This window comes from Kluyvera georgiana, from assembly GCF_050990895.1.
Classification (GTDB): domain Bacteria; phylum Pseudomonadota; class Gammaproteobacteria; order Enterobacterales; family Enterobacteriaceae; genus Kluyvera; species Kluyvera georgiana.
This window is the reverse complement of sequence record NZ_CP158865.1, coordinates 1445213-1466295: the sequence shown is the minus strand read 5'-3', so window position 1 is coordinate 1466295 and position 21083 is coordinate 1445213. Positions and strand designations below refer to the sequence as shown.

At 46.7% G+C, this 21083-nt stretch carries 18 protein-coding genes; 11 read left to right on the top strand and 7 right to left on the bottom strand.

Features of this window, described 5'->3' with window-relative positions:
• Positions 1-145: 145 nt before the first annotated feature.
• The 10 genes from ABTW00_RS06990 to vexE all read left to right on the top strand — a co-directional run bounded on the left by ABTW00_RS06990 (position 146) and on the right by vexE (position 13478).
• Positions 146-673, top strand: coding sequence for a Vi polysaccharide biosynthesis protein TviA (locus ABTW00_RS06990; protein WP_433639805.1), 528 nt, complete (start codon positions 146-148; stop codon positions 671-673).
• Positions 674-930: 257 nt separating this feature from the next.
• On the top strand, positions 931-2208 hold the full coding sequence (tviB, locus tag ABTW00_RS06985) for a Vi polysaccharide biosynthesis UDP-N-acetylglucosamine C-6 dehydrogenase TviB (RefSeq protein WP_433639802.1): 1278 nt from the start codon (positions 931-933) through the stop codon (positions 2206-2208).
• Between the two features lie 2 nt (positions 2209-2210).
• Entirely contained in the window at positions 2211-3251 is a 1041-nt protein-coding gene (locus ABTW00_RS06980) for an NAD-dependent epimerase/dehydratase family protein (RefSeq protein ID WP_433639800.1), read from the top strand.
• Between the two features lie 29 nt (positions 3252-3280).
• Positions 3281-5776 (top strand): Vi polysaccharide biosynthesis protein TviD, encoded by a 2496-nt coding sequence (gene tviD / locus ABTW00_RS06975; protein WP_433640960.1) that lies wholly within the window; start codon positions 3281-3283, stop codon positions 5774-5776.
• The gene (gene tviE / locus ABTW00_RS06970; RefSeq protein WP_433639797.1) at positions 5776-7512 is read left to right on the top strand and encodes a Vi polysaccharide biosynthesis glycosyltransferase TviE; all 1737 of its coding nucleotides are present in this window, start codon (positions 5776-5778) and stop codon (positions 7510-7512) included. Before tviD ends, tviE begins: the two co-directional genes overlap by 1 nt.
• A 44-nt stretch (positions 7513-7556) precedes the next feature.
• On the top strand, positions 7557-8624 hold the full coding sequence (vexA, locus tag ABTW00_RS06965) for a Vi polysaccharide ABC transporter protein VexA (RefSeq protein WP_433639795.1): 1068 nt from the start codon (positions 7557-7559) through the stop codon (positions 8622-8624).
• A gap of 9 nt (positions 8625-8633) precedes the next feature.
• Complete coding sequence (gene vexB, locus ABTW00_RS06960; protein WP_433639792.1) at positions 8634-9428, top strand: Vi polysaccharide ABC transporter inner membrane protein VexB; 795 nt, start codon at positions 8634-8636, stop codon at positions 9426-9428.
• A gap of 25 nt (positions 9429-9453) precedes the next feature.
• Entirely contained in the window at positions 9454-10149 is a 696-nt protein-coding gene (vexC, locus tag ABTW00_RS06955) for a Vi polysaccharide ABC transporter ATP-binding protein VexC (protein ID WP_433639790.1), read from the top strand.
• A gap of 22 nt (positions 10150-10171) precedes the next feature.
• Complete coding sequence (gene vexD / locus ABTW00_RS06950; RefSeq protein WP_433639788.1) at positions 10172-11476, top strand: Vi polysaccharide ABC transporter inner membrane protein VexD; 1305 nt, start codon at positions 10172-10174, stop codon at positions 11474-11476.
• Between the two features lie 19 nt (positions 11477-11495).
• Positions 11496-13478, top strand: coding sequence for a Vi polysaccharide transport protein VexE (vexE, locus tag ABTW00_RS06945; protein ID WP_433639786.1), 1983 nt, complete (start codon positions 11496-11498; stop codon positions 13476-13478).
• A gap of 275 nt (positions 13479-13753) precedes the next feature.
• Here vexE and fucO read toward each other — a convergent pair whose 3' ends face one another.
• Genes fucO through ABTW00_RS06910 form a run of 7 tightly spaced genes read right to left on the bottom strand, consistent with a single transcriptional unit; the run spans position 13754 to position 19672 of the window.
• Positions 13754-14905: a lactaldehyde reductase gene (gene fucO / locus ABTW00_RS06940; protein WP_433639783.1), complete on the bottom strand. Its 1152-nt coding sequence runs from the start codon at positions 14903-14905 to the stop codon at positions 13754-13756.
• Between the two features lie 18 nt (positions 14906-14923).
• Positions 14924-15376: a MaoC/PaaZ C-terminal domain-containing protein gene (locus tag ABTW00_RS06935; protein WP_433639781.1), complete on the bottom strand. Its 453-nt coding sequence runs from the start codon at positions 15374-15376 to the stop codon at positions 14924-14926.
• A 21-nt stretch (positions 15377-15397) separates the two neighbouring features.
• Positions 15398-15730: an L-rhamnose mutarotase gene (locus ABTW00_RS06930; RefSeq protein WP_433639779.1), complete on the bottom strand. Its 333-nt coding sequence runs from the start codon at positions 15728-15730 to the stop codon at positions 15398-15400.
• A gap of 19 nt (positions 15731-15749) precedes the next feature.
• Positions 15750-16652: a dihydrodipicolinate synthase family protein gene (locus tag ABTW00_RS06925; protein ID WP_433639777.1), complete on the bottom strand. Its 903-nt coding sequence runs from the start codon at positions 16650-16652 to the stop codon at positions 15750-15752.
• Between the two features lie 48 nt (positions 16653-16700).
• Entirely contained in the window at positions 16701-17570 is an 870-nt protein-coding gene (locus ABTW00_RS06920) for an amidohydrolase family protein (RefSeq protein WP_433639775.1), read from the bottom strand.
• A gap of 19 nt (positions 17571-17589) precedes the next feature.
• The gene (locus ABTW00_RS06915) at positions 17590-18645 is read right to left on the bottom strand and encodes a Gfo/Idh/MocA family protein (protein WP_433639773.1); all 1056 of its coding nucleotides are present in this window, start codon (positions 18643-18645) and stop codon (positions 17590-17592) included.
• A 16-nt stretch (positions 18646-18661) separates the two neighbouring features.
• Positions 18662-19672, bottom strand: coding sequence for an L-rhamnose/proton symporter RhaT (locus ABTW00_RS06910; protein ID WP_433639771.1), 1011 nt, complete (start codon positions 19670-19672; stop codon positions 18662-18664).
• A 266-nt stretch (positions 19673-19938) separates the two neighbouring features.
• Here ABTW00_RS06910 and ABTW00_RS06905 point away from each other — a divergent pair, with 266 nt between their 5' ends.
• Positions 19939-21081 (top strand): extracellular solute-binding protein, encoded by a 1143-nt coding sequence (locus ABTW00_RS06905; RefSeq protein ID WP_433639768.1) that lies wholly within the window; start codon positions 19939-19941, stop codon positions 21079-21081.
• Positions 21082-21083: the final 2 nt, after the last annotated feature.

The following is a 21083-nucleotide window of genomic DNA, read 5'->3' as shown; positions in this document are numbered from 1 at the left end:
TGTAAAAGTTCGTCTCATGTATTTGGCAATATTAATAAAATCAATTACTCGATTGTTAGGCATTTTTTAGAGGGTAGGTGTGCTTAAAAGCACACACTTGCCTTTCCATGGATGAAATAGTGTTTTTTGAGGTTATGGAGGCTTCATGAAGTATCAACATTTCTGGCCACCTAATGATATTTACTTTGGGGGTGGTGTCGCTAGCGTTATTGATGAAATGTCACTAATTACAAACGAAAGAAATTATTTATTCGTGAATCTTAATCAATATAGCTTACGTAGTACATTGGTTTTTTTCTCACGGAATAAAAATATCAATAAAATAATAATCATCATTTCCAGCTCACGATTGATGCCTTTGGCTCTTTTTTGGCTGGATAACATAAAAAATGTTATTGCTGTTTTCGATACCTCAACATCTGTGTCGGAGATGATTAAGAAAATAAGCCTATATCGACGAAATGGTGACAAGATAACGACAGGGCGAAGGGAATGTAACTTTAAGATTAGCAACAAAGATATCATGAAGATGAAGTACTTCTTAACCGAAAGCGGTATGGAAGAGCTTCAGGATAGATTTATGAACTCGCCGTCAACTTTGTATCGCTGGAGAAAAGAGATCGCCCTTAAATTCGGCGTGCGAGACCCTCGATATCTTCTATTGCCAGAATAAAATGCTATGCGTTTTCTCATTAAGAATTACAATTAAAGATCCGATCTTTAATTGTTGTTTTAGAACGGATACTGCATACAATCTCCATTTAACTAAAATTAGTAAATATAAAATTTCTAGCCTTGCTTAAACTAGAAACTGTCGTAATTTCGATAAAAATAGATACGCTGGCTAAGAACGTCAGGGGCGGTAGCGTTCCAGAAAACATCTGGGATTTATTTAAAATTAATAATTATTAAATAAGGGACTTATCAGTAATGATCAGCAAAGAGGATGTAAAAATTGCCATTATTGGACTCGGGTATGTTGGCTTACCATTGGCTGCTGAATTTGGGAAAATTTGTCAGGTGGTTGGTTTTGATGTTAATCATAAACGTATACACGAGCTAAAAGAAGGGATCGATGTCAATCTCGAAACCACAGAAGAAGAGCTACGTAATGCTCGCCATCTGACGTTTACCTCATCAATTGATGAAATCAGAGAATGCAATTTTTACATCATTACCGTCCCGACACCGATCAACGATTATAAGCAACCAGATCTCACGCCTTTGATTAGGGCAAGTGAAACTGTTGGCAAAGTACTGAGGCCTGGGGATATTGTGGTGTATGAATCTACAGTATATCCAGGGTGTACTGAAGAAGAATGCGTGCCTATTCTTGAGCGTATGTCTGCGATGACATTTAACAAAGACTTCTTCGTTGGATATAGCCCAGAGCGCATCAATCCCGGCGATAAAAAATATCGTCTGACAACTATCAAGAAAATTACCTCTGGTTCAACTGCAGAAACGGCCTGTCTAGTTGATGAGATCTATCGACAGATCATCACGGCAGGGACGTACAAAACGGAAAGCATTAAGATCGCGGAAGCGGCTAAGGTGATTGAAAATACCCAACGCGATCTCAATATCGCGTTGGTAAATGAATTAGCGATTATCTTTAACCGATTAGAGATTGACACTGAAGCCGTACTGCGAGCAGCGGGAAGTAAATGGAACTTCCTGCCATTCCGTCCTGGACTGGTTGGTGGTCACTGCATTGGCGTCGATCCCTATTATCTGACTCATAAATCTCAAGGCATCGGTTACTATCCGGAAATTATCCTCGCAGGTCGTCGACTGAACGATAATATGGGTAACTATGTTTCGGGACAGTTGATCAAAGCCATGATCAAAAAAGGGATTAATGTTGAGGGTTCTAACGTTCTGATTATGGGGTTTACCTTTAAAGAAAACTGCCCGGATATCAGGAATACCCGCATTATCGATGTTGTAAAAGAGTTGGGAAATTACAGCTGTAATGTTGATATTTTTGACCCTTGGGTGGATGCTGAGGAAGTCGAAGAGGAATACGGGATTATACCTGTATCGGAAGTCAAGGCGGCTTCTTATGATGCCATTATTGTCGCCGTTGGCCATGAGCAGTTTAAGAAGATGGGCAGTACTGATATTCGTGGTTTTGGAAAAGATAAACATGTACTTTATGATTTGAAGTATATCCTTTCACCTGAGCAGTCAGATGTGAGGTTATAATCATGACAGCTTATGATGAATTAAAAATACAACTCGTTCTTGAACCAAAACGTTGGCTTATTACTGGTGTAGCAGGTTTTATCGGCTCTGGATTATTAGAAGAACTACTCAATTTAAATCAAACAGTAATTGGGTTGGATAACTTTTCAACTGGCTATCAACATAATTTAGAGGATGTGCGTGCCGCTGTCAGTGAAGAACAATGGTCCCGGTTTACCTTTGTCCATGGGGATATCCGATCGTTTGCCGATTGCCAGGCTGTTTGTGGGAATGTCGATTACGTTTTACATCAGGCCGCTCTGGGAAGCGTACCACGTTCTTTGCAGGATCCTATCACGACAAATAGCGCAAACATTGATGGTTTTTTAAATATGTTGACGGCGGCGAGAGATGCGCATGTATCTGGTTTCACTTATGCCGCAAGCAGTAGTACTTATGGTGATCATCCCGATTTACCTAAAATTGAGGAACGAATCGGCAGGCCATTAAGCCCGTATGCGGTTACAAAATACGTCAATGAATTGTACGCAGAGGTGTTTGCTCGCAGCTATGATTTTAACGCTATTGGTCTACGCTACTTTAATGTATTTGGCCGTCGGCAAAACCCTAACGGAGCATACTCTGCAGTTATTCCTCGCTGGATACTATCGATGCTTAAAGATGAACCAATTTATATCAATGGTGATGGTTCAACAAGCCGGGATTTTTGTTATATAGAAAATGTTATTCAGGCTAATTTATTATCAGCAACGACTAATGATTTAGACTCAAAAAATAAAGTCTATAATGTGGCTATTGGAGATAGAACTTCGCTAAATGAGCTTTATTATCTCATTCGCAACGGGTTGAATTTATGGCGAGAAGAACAAATTAGCGCTGAACCAATTTATAAAGATTTTCGTGACGGTGACGTTAAGCATAGTCAGGCAGACATTACCAGAATAAAAACATTTCTTTTATATGAGCCTGAATTTGATATCAAAGAAGGACTTAAGCAAACTCTAAAATGGTATATCGATAAAAAGACTTCTTTGTATTCCTGAATATAACTATTTACCTTCCTTTCACGTGGATTAATTTAATGAAATCGTCAGGGATGTTTACACTTACAGCCATTGGCAGTTGCCGTATTGTGAGTCCGGTAAAACGAGCTCAGCCTTATTTTAATTTCCAGGCAAACTTTAAGAGAATATATGGTTTTACGCATACGAGCAGCGAGGCATTACAGCAGATTCGGTTTATTTTGGGCTTGATAGACATTCCTGAAAAGGTCCGACCATTTATTTTTAGACCTAATGTAAACTATTCAAACACCGACGTACATAGTCGTTCTGATTTCTATATCATTGAGATTTCAAGTCAGAAGAAGATTATGGCCTATGGGTTCTGCTTACAAATAAATTATTTAACCCGTCATTTCTATGAATTTTTTAGCCAAACAGAGCGGGCGCGCGTGTACTGGTCGCTGGCCACGCAAGGAAATCAACACAAACTGCTGGCCTATCTCAAAGACGATCCCTGTTTTGCCGGAATGTCGGAAGAAGATCGTGCCTTATTAAGCAATATCAATGTCGAGCAGATGGATGAGCATGCTATCGAACAGGATATGATGGAAATCGTTCAGCTTCTTGGTCGCGATCGCGTTATGTTTATGACACATGTTGATGCCGTGACTCGTGCTGGAACCGTCATTCTATCCCGTAGTCGGTTGATTAAAAATGTCGACACCATCGCCGCCAGGATGGATATTCCCTGCGTTAACCCGACAAATTTGATGGAAAAGTGGGGGCAGAAACGAGCCCTGGAAAAAAATGGCGACGATCTTACTCATTATACCGATATGTTTGGTGACGCGATCGTTGCGGCTATTTTTAAGGGAGTGATCAATAATACTAATCATCATCTTGATGAGGGGCGACAAGAGAAACAGGACCAAATACGTGAGATTACCTTATCGATCACTAAGCAGCTTGCAGATGGCGACATTATTGCTGCATCACAACAACTTTTTGCCGCATTAAGAAATCAGCAGCAAGAGCCCGTTCTAATCCAACTTCGGTCCGTAATCTTCAGCCATTTAGGTTATTATGAACAGGCTTATCAGGATATTAGTGATGTTGAGAAAATTATCGGTACGACTGACAGTACATTACGTTGTCGGCTGAGGTCTCTACATGGATTAGCGCGTTGGCAGGAAGCCTTATCGACGGCAGAGATGATGCTTTCCAATGAAATTGAAGATGAAGAAGTCCTTACCGTTGCCGCCGGCTCAGCCGATGCTTTACAGCTGTTTGATAAGTCATATCAATATTGGAAACGTGTACTATTATTGAATCCTGAAACTCAAAGCGGATGGGTTAATTTCCTGAGCAGCACGCAATATTTCCATGATGGCAACGCATTCTCTGAAGCTTTCCATGCCGGCATTCAATCGCAGCACCTAAATGATGCGTTTATGGAAACGGCGTTATCTTTGGCAATCAAATTCAGTGATGAATTGATTTTCATGCATGCGCTCGAGCAGCTACTCCGCCATGAGTCAGAATTTGCGCTGACGGTATTGTCGACGATTCATGATACCGGTCTCGTTATCCGCACAGCTTTCTGCATCAAGAATATGAGCTATCATCAGGCGCTTCGCACCTCGTATAAAGATAAAATCCACGACGTTTTTGAGGCATGGAACAATACCGCGCTGTCGCTACATTCGGTTGATGATTTTGTCTCACTGAGTACTTCGCTAGTCTATAGCTACTCTGCATTTATGGTTTATCCCCATTCACGTATTTCTCGCTTTAATAATGAAGTTAAAATGGCATGGCGCGATAAATTAAGAGAAATGTATGAGCGTGAGGATTATGAAAATATCCTGGCAGGGGCGAAAATAGTGTGGCCACTTCTGGAGTTTGATCCCGTTAGCACCGTATATTGTGCAAGAACGCTGGTGAATCTTGGTGCCTGGAAAGACGCGTGCACGTTGGCCCACATGACCTTGATTCGTAACTCGAACATTACCAGCCTGCAGTCGATTATGTTACGCAGCATACGTCATATTAACAACATTCCGTTCCTCATTGATTTGATTGCTAACGTCATGAGCATTTCTCCATCATTCCAGAATGCCTCAATGAACGAGTTGTTTGAGAAAGAGTGTCGCAATGTTGCAACCAGAGCCCTTAAATATGTACGCCAGAAGAAAACTGAAGGGCGTCTGGATGAAGCATTGTCTGTATTGATTAGCCTGAAACGAATTGAGCCTGATGTTTCTCGTCTGATGCGTGAATATAAGCAAATTATCAGATTATTTAATGAGTCACTGAAGGATGGCGGTAGCACTATCGCGTCTTATGAACATCTAGACTATGCGAAAAAATTACTCGTTTTTGATAGCGAAAATGCCTATGCCTTGAAATATGCCGCATTAAATGCAATGCATTTACGCGACTACACGCAGGCTTTGCAGTATTGGCAGCGACTGGAGAAAGTGAATGGACCAACGGAGCCGGTGACAAGGCAGATCTCGACCTGCATAACCGCATTACAAAAAAATACATCAGGGAAGTCGTAATGATTACGCAGGAAGAAAAGTTAGCTGCACTAGGAAAAACGCTTTTAACATTGAAGCAAGAGAAGAAGCTTGCGCAAGCTGTTGCATTAATTGACAGTGAATTACCGACTGAGGCTTTAACTTCATTAGCGATGCTAAAAAAAGCAGAGTTTCTTCATGATGTCAATGAAACGGAGCGTGCATACGCGCTCTACGAAACGCTGATTGCACAAAACAATGATGAAGCACGTTATGAGTATGCACGTCGTTTATATAATACGGGGCTAGCCAAAGATGCTCAGCTAATTCTTAAAAAGGTTAGCAACGGCGTGCAGAAAAAATATAACAATTATTTAGGCAAAATAAATAAGATCTGTGATTTGCTTGAACGCCTTGAAGGGAAAGCGATCCCTGTGGGGACCAACACTCGTATTATTGCAATGAAGCATGCCATCTTGTTCTATAGAAATCGTCAGCCACGGCAGCTTCCCGTCGGAGCTTTTGGTCGTCTTGTGCTCTGTACAGGCTCGCTAGGTAGCGGCGGTGCAGAGCGTCAGATTTCCAGGCTGGCTATTGAGATCGCCAGAAAATATCGGCAACAGGGGAAAATTGGCGACCTGAAAATAGAAGAGCCGGTAGAGCTCATTATTCGCTCCCTGGCACCAGAACTCAGGCAAGACTTTTTCCTGAAAGAAGTGCTGGAAGAACAGGTCGAAGTGATTGAAATCGCGAAGATTACCGGAAACTTCTTTGACGATGCGATAATAGAATCTCTGGAGTTGCGCTTATTGCTCTCTCATCTGCCGCCGGTGTGTAACTACGGCATCAAGCTTCTGGTCCCCCACTTATGCGAGCGCAAGCCGGATTACCTCTCCGTTTGGCAGGATGGCGCTTGTCTGATGATTGCGCTTGCAGCGCTGATTGCTGGCGTGCCCAGAATTCAACTGGGATTACGTGGCTTACCGCCAGTGGTGAGAAAGCGTCTGTTCAAGCCGGAATATGAGCCTCTCTACCAAGCGCTGGCGGTCGTGCCTGGCGTTGATTTTATGAGTAACAACCATTGTGTGACCCGCCATTATGCCGACTGGCTAAAGTTGGAGGCAAAGCACTTCCAGGTTGTATATAACGGCGTCTTACCGCCATCTACTGAACCCTCTTCTGAGGTGCCACATAAAATCTGGCAGCAGTTTACGCTAAAGACCCAGGATGCGGACACGACTATTGGTGGCGTTTTCCGCTTTGTAGGCGATAAGAACCCTTTTGCATGGATTGATTTTGCAGCACGCTATTTACAGCAACACCCCGCCACGCGCTTTGTGCTGGTAGGCGATGGTGATTTACGCGCTGAAGCGCAGAAACGCGCCGAACAGTTAGGGATTCTGGAGAGAATACTATTCGTTGGCGTCTCGCGTGACGTGGGGTATTGGCTGCAAAAAATGAACGTATTCATTTTGTTTTCGCGTTATGAAGGGCTACCTAATGTGCTTATTGAAGCACAAATGGTCGGGGTGCCGGTGATTTCAACCCCTGCAGGTGGATCGGCAGAATGCTTTATTGAGGGTGTTTCGGGTTTCATTCTTGATGATGCACAGACGGTCAATCTTGACCAGGCTTGCCGCTATGCAGAAAAGTTGGTCAATTTATGGCGCAGCAGAACCGGTATTTGCCAACAGACGCAGTCATTTTTACAAGAACGCTTCACCGTGGAACATATGGTGGGAACGTTTGTAAAAACCATTGCCTCTCAGCCTCGTTAATTAATGGGCAGCATTTTTCAGCTATTTCATTTATAAAATAAGTTATGAAAAAAATCATTATATTATTAACGACTTTTTTTCTGCTTTCGGGATGCACTATTCCCAGGGCGGCATTTAAATCCAGCCTGATTAATCAGGACGATCCTCATTATCATCTGGTCGAAGTTACGCCGACATTAAAACTGAGTGATGCCGATAGTATGCCGAAAACTATTGTCGATCCGGTCTTTACCGAAAATAACTGGCATTGGACATCTTTGGCTAAAGGCGATGTGCTGCATATCACTATTTTATCCTCAGGCGGGGCGGGATATTTATCCAATAACGCGAGCGGCGACCGGGCGGATTTTGAAAATATTCTTGTGACTGACGGTAATATCGTTCAGGTGCCTTATGCCGGGATAATTCCGGTTACCGGAATGGATGTGACACAACTGGCTGAAGAGATCAGAAAGCGACTTTCGCGCGTTGTCCTGAATCCTCAGGTGCTGGTGACGCTTACCGCCCGCACCGGAGCCATGGTGACGGTCGAGGGTAGCGGGAAAACGGGTCGTTACCCTCTCGAACAGAGTATGAATCGTCTTAGTCATTTTTTGGCAACCGCGGCGGCAGTAGAAAATACCAGCGCCGATATGATGGAAGTTCACGTGACGCGCCAGCAGCATTATTTCAATGCGCGACTGTCAGATATTTATCAGTATCCCGGGTTGGATATTGTCTTACAGCCGGATGACCGTATCACTCTGCGTCAAGTGACCGAGTATGTTAATGTGCTCGGCGCGGCGGGTGTTCAGGGGAAACATGCTCTGGTTCAGCGTCATTCCAGCGTAGTGGATGCTTTAGCGCTGGCGAAAGGATTAAACGACAATCTTGCTGATCCGCAGGCGGTTTTTCTGTACAAGCATAACGAAGCGGAACAGGCGAAACAGCAGATGCGTAAGCTGAATATCTATCATGTCGATATGAGCCAACCTGACTCGGTGTTTTTAGCACAGGCCATGCCGGTAGAAGACGGCGATGTTATCTATATCTCGAACGCCTCTTTGACTGATTTCGCTAAGGTGAAAGCCGCATTCGATAGCTTTTTGACCCGCGGCTCTAATTCTTTCTAACGTCGCCAAATGAATATTTTGAAAAAAAATACTTATTATTTTATGAAACTCATTACCGTCTGTGAGTTAATCGTTTTATTAATGTCACGCGATATCAAAACACGCTATAACGGTAATTTATTAAACTATATGATGGTGCTGGCCGTCCCACTGGTATGGATAACCATTACCGTTATTTCTTTTCAATATTTAAATCGCACGGTGCCCATATTTACTGACGATATCAGTTTTGTTATTGCAGGTATATTACCGTATCTGTTATTTCGTTATACCATTACCGCAACCATGCGTACCCATTCATTCTCCATATCGTTAGCGGTTGTCTCGCAGATTAAGAAAAGACATGTGATTTTTGCTCTTGCCGCAGTCGAATTTGTTAATGCAGTTATCATTTATATTATTGTTTCATTAATTAACTTTCTTATATTCTCCCGTTGGGAGGCCCAAAAACCGATCCTTATTTTTGAAGGGATGGTTATCGCATGGCTTCTGGGGTTATCGTTTGGTTACTTTTGTGACGCATTGTCTGAACGGTTTCCGCTGGTCTACAAAGCCGTTCCTGTGGTGCTAAGACCGATGTTTTTGATTTCGGCTGTCTTTTATACGGCGAATGAATTGCCTTATTCATTATTAAGCATATTCAGCTGGAACCCTCTACTACATGCTAATGAGATAGTCAGAGAAGGTATGTTTGAGGGGTATCACTCCTTGTACCTTGAACCTCTTTACCCTCTGGCATTTTCCGCAACGTTATTCCTCGCGGGCATCATTTTTCACCTGATTTGTGACACTGGAAATCACTGACTTTAGCTTCAGGAGAGACGCGTTCGTGTTCGGTTTATTAGGTTGTACACGCTATTTTGAGTCTGATAAGGGCCCGCGGGTGGTCCTTGATAAAACAGATTTTGTCATGGGCTACCATGAGCATATCGGTATTCTGGCGGCCCCTGGTTCAGGCAAAACGACGCTAACCCGGTTGCTGTGCGGCCTGGATGCTCCTGATGAGGGGAATTTTATTGGGCTACGGGGTGATGCGCTCCCGCTGGGGGCAAATGCTTTTGTTCTGCCGGGGTTAACCGGCGAAGAGAACGCGCGCATGATGGCCAGTCTTTATGGCCTGGATGGCGATGAGTTTTCACATTTCTGCTATCAATTGACCCAGCTTGAACAGCGCTATACCGACAGGGTGAGTGAATATTCTGTCACGATGAAAGCGCATCTGGCATTTGCCATTAATTTACTGCTTCCCTGCCGCCTTTATATTGCTGATGACAAGCTGTACACCGGGGATAATGCCACACAGTTGCGTATGCAGGCGGCGCTAGCTTATCAGTTGCAACAGAAAGGGTTGATTGTGCTAACGCGCAACCCTCGGCTTATTAAAGAACACTGTCATGCGTTTGGCGTACTGCTACATGGAAAAATTACAATGTGTGAAGATTTAGCGCAGGCATCTGCGCTTTTTGAACAATATCAGTCAAATCAGGCGACAATTCAAACTGATGATTACTCCTTTGATATATAATTAGAAAATATACGGATAGAGTGTGGAAAATTCAGAACGTATTAAAAAATGGAAAGAGGAAAGAGCGAAGGTAGCAGAAGAAAGCCGAGCCTCGCGACTACAACAAAAAGAGGATGAACGCGCCCTTCGCCAGACGGAAAAATCGGCCGATGCGAAAAGTCATCATCGCCCAGACGCCGGGTGGTCCGCGACGGATGCGAATTCTGTCCGTAGAGCGTCATTGGTTATTAAAGAGCGACGTGTTCAGCAAGCCAAGCAATCGCTACGTCGGCTCTTTCTTTATATTGCTTTGCCGCTGCTGGTTATTATGCTTATGTCGTGGATTTTAACCTCGCATTTTTATAGCGCGGATGCCACCTTTATTGTACAAACTGATGCCAGCCAGGATAATTTTTCTGGAGCATCTTTCTTTGGTGCAGGCAATGAGATGTCGGAGGGCTTTCAGGTTCGCGAGTTTATACTTTCGAAAGAAATGATGGAGCGGATGGAAAAAGAGCTCGGTTTTTTATCTTATTTCTCGCAAGACGATATCGCATTATTTTCCCGCTTCCACGCGCCGCTGGGTATTAATGATGATCCTTATCGTTACTATTTATCGAAAGTCTCGGTTGCTGTCGATATTCAACAAGGCATGCTGCGTTTAAACGTGAAGGCGCGGAGTGCGAAACAGGCTGAGTTTTTTGCCCAGCGCATTCTGGCTTTTGCTGAACAGCACGTTAATACCGTTTCAGCGCGGATGCAGCAGGAACGGATTTTGTGGCTGGAAAACGATGTTAAATCGGCCCAAGAGAATCTGGGGGCAGCTCGGCTTGAATTGCTAAAAATACAGCATATACAAAAAGATATTGAACCGCAGGAAACCATAAGCGCGATTTATCAATTAATTGCTGGCTTTGAAACGCAGTTGGCCGAGGCGAAAGCGGAATACGCGCAATTAATGGCGAATGGTTTGGATCAGAACCCCCTTATTCCTCGCCTGTCGGCCAAAATCAAGGTCCTGGAAAAGCAGATCGGCGAACAACGTAACCGCCTGTCAAATAAGTTAGGGTCGCAAGGCTCTTCAGAAAGTCTGTCGCTGTTTGAAGATCTTCGCCTGCAGAGTGAGATCGCCAAAACACGCTGGGAATCTGCCTTACAGACCTTACAGCAAGGGAAGCTTCAAGCGCTACGTGAGAGACGGTATTTGCTGATCATTTCTCAACCAATGGTGGTGTCTGACACCACTCGCTATGCCGATGGAACAAAGTGGTTACTGTTCTTCGTGTTGCTGGGCATCGCGTACCTGGTGACTTCTCTCCTGATAACCATCAGGCGGATGCGTGAATAAGGCGGAGTAAGGAAATACGATGAGCTTGCACTCTACATGTAAAAAAATATCGCCAACCACCCTGCTCAAACAAGAGGATTGGGAGGGACTATGTCACTATTTCGGTCAGCATCCCGAAAAAGTGCGAGATAGTGCTGGAAATGAGCAAAACATTATTCTTTTCGCTATCGCGTGTCTGCGTAAAGATGAAACAGATGCAGCGCTGACTTTGTTGTCCGACCGTGTGCTGACGGCAAAGAATAGCCGTGATTTATTGCGACGCTGGGTTATTTCGCCGCTAGCATCGCATCATCAGGACGCTGTACTACAGGTGGTTAACAAACTGCTGGCGGTGAATGTGTGCCAGCCGGAGGATGTCCTGCTGGTCGCAAGCCTGCTGCTTAAGAGTAAACAATATGCGACTGTTGCTGACTTAACCGAGCGGGCATGGCTCGCTTTTTCGAGCAATAGCAAAATTTTTGCCCTCCATTTGCGCAGCCTGACGCTGGTGGATAAAGAGTTACAGGCAATCTCGTTGGCCAGAACACAGGCGCACAAAGTTCCCCCGCGGGGAGATATGATTGCGACCTGCCTCAGTTTCTTAAATAAAAGCCGCCTACCAGAAGATCATGACCTGGCCCGCGCATTGCTCCCTTTCTTCGCGTTAGAAAGCCAGGAGTCGGCGGGGCTGGCGGTTGATACGCTGTGCGCTGTCGGTAAATATCAGGAAGCCATTCAGACCGGGGAGTCCGCATTAGCCCGTGGGTTGGATGGTGCAGCACTGCGTCGTAGCCTGGGGCTTGCCTACTATCAATCCGGCCGCAGCCGGGAAGCGAAGCTTCAGGCCGCTGAGCATTGGCGTCAAGCCCTGCAATTTAACTCCGATAATTTACGTATCGTGACCCTGTATGCCGATGCCTTAATCAGAACGGGTCAGAATGAGAAAGCCATTCCGTTACTGCAGCAGTCGCTCGCAACTCATCCTGATCTTCCTTATGTCAGAGCAATGTATGCCCGAGCACTGCGCCAGGTTGGGCAATACGCTGCTGCCAGCGATGAGTTTGTACAACTGGCAAGGGAAAAAGGGGCGACGAGCAAATGGAACCGTTATGCCGCGGCTGCGTTGTTACAGGCGGGGAAAACAAGCGAAGCGGAAAGCGTCTTTGAGCACTATATTCAGGCCAGAGCAAGCCATCTGCCTCAATCATTCGAAGAGGGGCTGCTGGCGCTTGATGGGCAAATATCTGCCGTTAATCTACCCCCTGAGCGCCTTGACTGGGCATGGGAAGTTGCCGGCAGACAGTCCGGTATCGATCGCGATGAATGGGAACGCCGGGCGAAGTGGGGGTATCTTGCAGATAATTATCTCCTCGAATGGCTTGAATGCCGTGGAGAGCAGGCCGACGAACCAATGTACCGGTTGGCCGATATATCGAATGTCGAGCAGTTTTTCCAACGGCTGCAGCTCGATAAGCGTGGTTGCATTGTTGTATCGGCTCATCTGGGCGCAATGTATGCCGGCCCGATGATCCTGTCCTTGCTGGAAATGAACAGCAAATGGGTGGCTTCCACGCCTGGCGTGCTCAAAGGGGGCTACGGTGAGCGGTTGATTTCGGTCAGTGACAAAAGCGAAGCGGACGTGGTCAGGGCCTGCATACAGACCTTACATAGTGGGCAGTCGCTTGTAGTGGCGATCGACGGCGCACTGAATTTGAGTGCGCCGACTATCGACTTTTTCGGCCAGCAGATTACCTACTCCACCTTTTGCTCTCGACTTGCCTGGAAAATGCACTTACCCACCGTATTTGGTGTTCCGGTGTGGCGAGACGGGCGCATCCATTTTGTTTTGGAGAAAATGGTCGATCCGCAGAGGTTCGAAAGCCAGTCTTCTTTTATTGAGCGCTGGAAAGACAATTACCTGAAATGTGTAACCCAAATCCTGAAAAGCGGTCCGGAAAACCTGAGACTGTCGGGGGGGATTTGGCGAAATATCACGCGCAGGGATGAATCATCTTCGGGCTGAAAAGACGTTTGCCCCGCAATGCCTTTGGCGCGCCAGGCGGGGCCGACCGCTATGTAAGACTAATGTATCGAGATACAAAAATACCAATTTTGGTAGACTTCAATATTTGATATGAAATTAAACCACAATTAATCCTGTATATTATAACAGATTTCACAGGCACCTCTGAGCTATTTAAGAAGACCAGAGGCACCTTAACTTGTATACATTCTCATAACTGTTCTATGAGAGCATACATTATTTATCAATAGTACGATGCCGAATTCCGTAAACTGTCACATTGCCAGTTCATAGAGAGCTTTTATATCTTCTAAAGAGGCCGTTCGTGGATTGCCGCCTGTACAAACATCGTCCAGAGCCGCCTGCGCCAGCTGAGGAATATCCTCCTTGCTTGCGCCCGCTAGAGTAAGCCCTTGAGGAATGCCTACCTCGCGACACAGTGCGCGCACAGCATCTACAGCAAGTCTGCGGGCATCCGCAAGGTTCACGCTATACGCTTTGTCTACTCCCATTGCATGGGCAATGTCGCGATATTTCTCCCCGGTATAGTCAGCGTTCCATTCCATGATATGCGGCAGCAGAATGGCGTTGGCGACACCGTGGGGCATGTTATAGAACGCCCCCAATGGATGTGCCATCCCATGAACCAGGCCTAGCCCCACGTTAGAGAAGCCCATCCCGGCAATATACTGCGCCAGCGCCATCCCCTCACCTCCTTCAGATTGACCGGCCACGGAATCGACCAGGCTGCGGGAAATCAATGATATCGCTTTGAGATGCAGCATATCCGTCATCTCCCATGCTCCTCGGGTCGTGAATCCCTCAATCGCATGTGTCAACGCGTCAATCCCGGTGGCGGCTTTTAAGGCTGGCGGCATGGTGCTCATCATGTCGGAATCAATGATCGAAACCAGCGGAATATCATGCGGATCGATACAAACGAATTTCCGCCGCTTCTCTTCGTCGGTAATGACGTAGTTGATGGTCACTTCGGCAGCGGTACCCGCCGTGGTCGGCACGGCAATAATCGGCACGCAGGGCTTCCGGGTGGCGGCAAATCCTTCCAGGCTGCGGACATCGGCAAATTCCGGGTTATTGATAATAATCCCGATGGCTTTACAGGTATCCTGCGGTGATCCACCGCCAATAGCAACCAGGTAGTCAGCCGACGTGCGTTTAAATACCTCAACCCCCTGCTGTACCATCGAGATAGTCGGGTTAGGCAGGACGTCAGCAAAAACGTCGAACTCCAGCCCTGAATGCACCAACAGGGAGGTGACTTTATCCACCACGCCGCACTCCACTAGTACCCGATCCGTCACTATCAACCCTTTTTTATACCCCCGGCGTTTCACTTCATCCACGATATGGTTAATCGCCCCGGCGCCAAACCAGGCAGTTTCATTAAGTATCATTCGATAAGTCATTGGTGCACTCCTTTTGATTTAATCCACAAGCTCCCGTTTTTCCACCAGCAGCACGTGCTGCGTCGCCATCACGCACTCATCGCGCTGATTAACGACCTCGAGTTTTTCCGTCACAAGGCCATATTTTGCATTACGCGGGTGATCGCGTTTTTCGCTAATAGAAATATTGACCCGCAGGGTATCGCCGATAAAAACCGGGTGTGGGAAACGTAATTTCTCATAGCCATAAGTCATGGCTTTAGAATTAATAACGCCAGCCGTCATTCCTACGGCAATGGAAAACGTTAAGGTGCCATGAGCAATACGCTGGCCAAAAGGCTGAGTTTTACACCACTCGGCATCCATATGATGAGGATAAAAGTCACCAGTCTGCCCGGCATGAATAACAATATCGCTTTCAGTGATGGTACGCCCCGTTGTTGTCCGACACTCAGACAGAGAGAAATCTTCGAAATATTTATCGATAAACATAATACTTACCTCGACAGGCGGTTATTCCAGGTGATAAACCTCTTCCATTGATGCCCACAGCTCCCCATCCTTTCGGCTTTCAAGGGGCGTCAGGCAGGGAATGCACTCATCCCACCAGCGCTGGGTAACCGGATCTGCGGCCATCTTCGCCATATCTTTTTGATAATCATCACCGTGATATTCATAATAGCTAAATAGCCAGCCATCTTTAAAGTAAATTGAGTAATTAGAGATATTACAGGCTTTAATCATGGCATTCACTTCCGGCCACGGATTAGCATGTAGTTGTGCATAATAAGCATATTTTTCAGGTTTAACCTGAATTGCACCACTGAATCGTTGGATAATTTTCATATTAACCCTCATAAATTTATTAGATAATGGCGCTTTGCTTTAGCACCTCACGAATTTTAATTTTTCGTTCTTCAGTTAATGGCCTGGTTGGGCGCAGTGAATTAACCGGCACATCGAGACCTGTCAGCTGCAACGCATATTTAATGACATTATAAAACGGCACATCCAGGCCATAGAGCGGAGGGATCCAGGAAAGCCGCTGCTGCAATGCGACAGCTTCACTCAGCTCCCCTTTTCGCCAGTGCTGATAAATACCGCAGGTCAGCTCCGGAGCAAAGTTAGCGCTGGCAGGGATCGCGCCGTCGCCGCCTAAAATTAAGGTACCGAACAGATATTCATCGTAGCCGGAGAACACGGAAAAATCGGGACGCAGCGGCTTAACGGCATGAATCACCTCGCGAATATGATTTAGTGTATCAACAGTATCCTTCAACCCTACGATATTCGGGCACGCCAGAGCCAGGCGCTGAATGCAGGAGACGGGTATCGCCTGCGCGGTCAGCGTCGGAAAGTTATACAATACGATGGGCAACGGCAGCTGTTCGGCAATATAGCGGAAATGCTCAAACAAGTACTCTTCGGCCAGCGGGTTGTACCACGGATTGATAACGACGACACCATCTGTTCCCGCCTCCAGCGCTTTACGGCCAAACTCAATCGTCGCCTGCGTGCCCGGGCAAGAGATACCAACCAGCACTGGCTTACGGCCTGCGACATACTCAATACAGAACTGCATCACTTCCTGGCGCAGACTGTCAGACATATGCGCGAATTCGCCAGCGCTACCGAGAAAGAAAAGACCATTTACGTCGCTGGCAATCAGATGATCAATCAGCCTCGACATCGCCAGCCGATCTAACTGCTCGTGCTCATCAAACAACGTCGGAACCGGAGGGATAATGCCGCTAAATGTCGTACTCATGTGTCACTCCTGATGTTCTAAAAGATATCGGTTAAAAACACCCTCGCGTCATGCTTCCCTTAACCGATAGAGTTGTTGCGCATTGTGGCTAAAGAAGCGTGTTTGCCAGGCGCTTCCCAGCGCATCAGTAAGGCGTATAAGTGTATTGACCCATGGGACGAGCCCGGTATTCAGCGAACAGACCGGAAAATTACTGGCGAAAACGACCCTGTCACCAGAGAACATCTCAAGACACTGCTCCACAACCGGGCGAACACCATTACAATCACTACCCGCAGGAATATTGACGCCGGAAACTTTGCACCAGACATGCCGCTGCAGCGCCAACGCTTGCATATTTCGCCGCCAGTTCGCCGCATAGTTGGCATCTTCCGCCAGGCGAACGCTATCAACATTACCCATATGATTTAAAACTAGAGTTGTTGACGTCCGTTCAGCCAGCACTACCGCATCCGCCAGATCTTCATTACGCAGGCATACTTCAAAACAGAGTCCCGCGTTGCCCAGCGCATTAACATTACGGATAAAGTCAGGAGTCAGGCAGGCTCCGGACGGTTGGCTGGCAACATGCAGTACGTGGCGTACGCCCTTCACCGCCGGGTGAAATGCATCGGTATCCAGCCAACGCGCTACCGCCCCGGACTGCTGCAGGTCGAGCGAGACAATGCCACCCTCAACAAAATTCGTCGGATCTGCGCAGAGATCGCGCATAAACAGGCTTTCCGACCCGCGCTGCTCAGGCGCAACGTCCACTTCAACATACAGTGCACGATCGATGCACCACCTATCATGCTCGACCAACGCGCGATAATCCTGCCAGCTAACGTCATGGTTTAGCACCGGAACCGCGCTGAGCCACGGTAGCCGAAAACGCGACAGATCCCAAAGGTGAAGATGGGTATCGGTAATGTGCAACATGCCGGACCTCCCGTAATAATCAGTATTTCACCGCGGTCGCACCGCTGGCGGTTGACTGGTAGCAGGCTTCAACAACACACATCGTTTTCCACGCATCGTTGATGTCGTTAAGCCAGACATAATTCGGGTCTTCAAGTTTGCACTGCAGGCCAGCCATCGGGCCCATAAAGGCATCCGGGAACCAGGTACCTTCAACAGGTAAGGTTCGCCATCCTTTACCATCATCAAGGATAAACTCGAATTTATCGTCGGCACCCTGTGGGTAATTCAAAATAACCCCGATCTGAATTTTAATCGCGCCCCTGGTCCCTTCGATTTTAAAGAAACACTCCTGTTTATCCGGTGCATAATCATGGCCGTGATTCGTATGAATATTGGCGCGAATGACATCGCCGTAGTCCATGATGATTGATGAACGAGTTTGCGCCAGCTCCATCATTTTAGGATGCTTCATGGTTTTGCAATAAACAGACTGCGGGTCGCCAAGGAAGAAACGAATCGCATCAATGTAATGAATGCTGTGATAATTGACCTCCATGCGCTCCTTTTCGAATAAAAACTCCCAGAGATTCCATGGTGTCTGACAAATAACACGCATTTCGACATCATGAATATCCCCCAGCAATCCTTCATTAATCATTTTTTTTGCTGCGATCATAAAGGGGGCACGACGCAGCTGGAAATTAATGCCAGCGGTAATATTTTTCTCATGACAACAATCAAGAATCGCTCTGGCCTGTTCGATAGATTCACCCATCGGCTTTTGAATCAGCGCTCCGGCATCGGAAGGTAATTTTTGCAGAATAGGTAAAATCTCAGAGGCCGGTACAGCAATATCAAATACGCAGCCCCCAGATTGCGCCAGTTCGATCAGTTCATCAAGCGTCTGGCAGGCATGAGGAATATCCCACTGGCTGGCTACGCTTTGCGCTTTTTGATAATCACGGTCATACAGACCGAGAACCTGGAACCCGGCTTGACGATAAGCAGGCAAGTGCGAGTCGGTGACGATCCCACCCGCACCAATAATGGCCACAGGTTTACTGTATTGGGGCATGTCCAGTTGCATTGTCATTTCTTTATCCTCTTTTTTAAGCTAATCCGTTGGCATATCCGACGATAACGACGGAGAGAACCAAAATCACATTACCCAGAAGCATAACTTTTTTCGGTTTTTCATAGCCTTGCCACTCACCCGTTTTCAGACCCCAAGCATTGGAAATAATCAGCGCCCCTGACAAGAACGCTATCCAGCCGATAACCGGTCCCAGGTCGCCCAGCAGCGCGGTTGACTTGGCATATAAGCCTAGCGCAGCAAACCAAATCCCCCCTGTTAACAACGCTTTAAACCATGCGAAGGAGGAACCTGGCCGGGCAAAATCACTAAACGTGTTGTTTTTTCTCAGCACCCACAGTGCATAACCGATATTAGAGATAAAGCCGCCGGATGCAAAAACGATGACATAGGCGATCAGGCTGGCGCTGACCGGATTGATACCGTCCTCCACTGCCAGAGCGCTGGCCCGACTGGCGTAGGTATAACCAATGTTCATTGCTGCAGTGCCAAACCCGGAAGCCAGCGCCATGAGCAATCCGCTGACGAACTTTTCATTTTTTACCCGCGATGCATCCTGTTTTGATTCTTTATCTTTAAGAATACCGGCTTTAGTAATCACCCCTACGCCAATAAGCATCACCGCCATTCCAGCCAGCAGCCAGCTTAATGAATTAGCGGGCGGAATTTTATTAAGAATAAATAGCGGGATTAATGAACCGAGAGAACATCCCACGCCGGTATTGATCCCAACAGTTAGAGACATACCGATATTATCAATACCTTTGCCGTACCAGATAGCGCTTATTCCCCAAAGAAAACCGCAGGCAGCAGCGATAGCTAAAATCCAGCCGGGGGTAACCAGTATATATTTTAAAAATCCTGGGACTTCAATCCACGTCCAGACAATGGGAATTATCAATATACCAATGATGGAAAATATCACCCAAAAGGCTTCCCAGGAAAATGGCCGATAGTTTTTCATACCCAGACCAAAGCTTCCCTGGAACATACAAGCGATCATCAAGACAAAAAATCCCGCTAGCATAGAGCTTCTCCTGTTAATTAGTTTATGTTTTCAAAAATAACCTCGACTCAATTGTTCATATATGTGAATTAACAACCACAAATAGAAACTAATTGAAAACTAATCCTCGTTTTTTTTATGGTCAACAGGAAAAGTAAATCAATTATTATTTTTCAATGTCGATCACAATTTCACCTAATCCGACTACAAAAGTAACAGTGGCTGTGACTCAATGGTAGTGCGGTACTACCAATTTTATGTGAAGCTCATTACAAAAAGGAGTTCTTATGGTGACGTTGAGGGGCATTACCTGGGGTCATAGTCGTGGATTTACATCCGTAGTGGCCACCGCACAGCGGTTTAACGAGCTAAATCCTGATGTCGAAATTGTGTGGGAAAAGCGTTCATTGCAGGCCTTCGCCGATGGAGATCTGGATGAACTGGCGCGACTTTACGACCTGCTGGTTATTGACCATCCGTGGGCGGGGTTCGTCGCGGAGAAAGCGATTCTTTTGCCCCTTCAGGACTATTTGCCAAAAGCTTACCTTGACGATCAGGCAGCAAATTCAGTGGGAGGCTCTCATGAAAGCTATCTTTTTAACGGCTTTCAGAGCGCTCTGGCTATTGATGCGGCAACGCCTGTCGCCGTCTATCGCCCGGATCACCTGCAACAGGGTCAATTCGTACTACCGGAAACCTGGCAAGACCTGCTCGCCCTCGCGCGCAGCGGAAAAGTCATCTACGCAGGGATCCCGATTAACTTGTTGATGGACTTCCTCATGCTCTGCGCCACCCGCGGCGGTACCTGGTTTGATGAACAGCATATCGCCAGCCGCGACACCGGTATCGAAGCGCTTGAAGCGCTGCGCGAACTGGCCAGCCACTGTTCGAAAGAGATTTTCGACTACGATCCCATCGCCGTTCACGAAATGCTTTCGTCCCGCGATGACTGGAGCTACTGCCCTTTCGCCTATGGTTATTCAAACTATTCCCGCGCCGGATATGCCCGTCACCTGCTGAAAGCCACAGATGTTGTCTCCTGGCACGGCGAACCGCTGAAAACCGTTCTCGGTGGAACCGGCCTTGCGATCTCCGCGAAATGCCAACATCAAGAGGCGGCTCTCGCCTATGCCAGCTATACCGCGTCGGCAGAGGTACAGAGAACACTGTTCTTTGATAACGGCGGCCAACCTGGACATCGCGGGGCCTGGCTTGATGAAGAAGTGAACCGCCGCAGCCTGGATTTCTTCGCCGACACCCTTCCCACTCTTGACCGCTCGGCTAAGCGTCCACGCTACAGCGGCTTTCTGAACTTTCAGGATCATGCAGGCGACCTGGTACGGGAATATGTCATGAACGGTGGTAACAGCAGCACCGTGTTCGCCAGCATGAACACGCTTTATCAAAAATCACGCGGCTTAATGGAGTAACT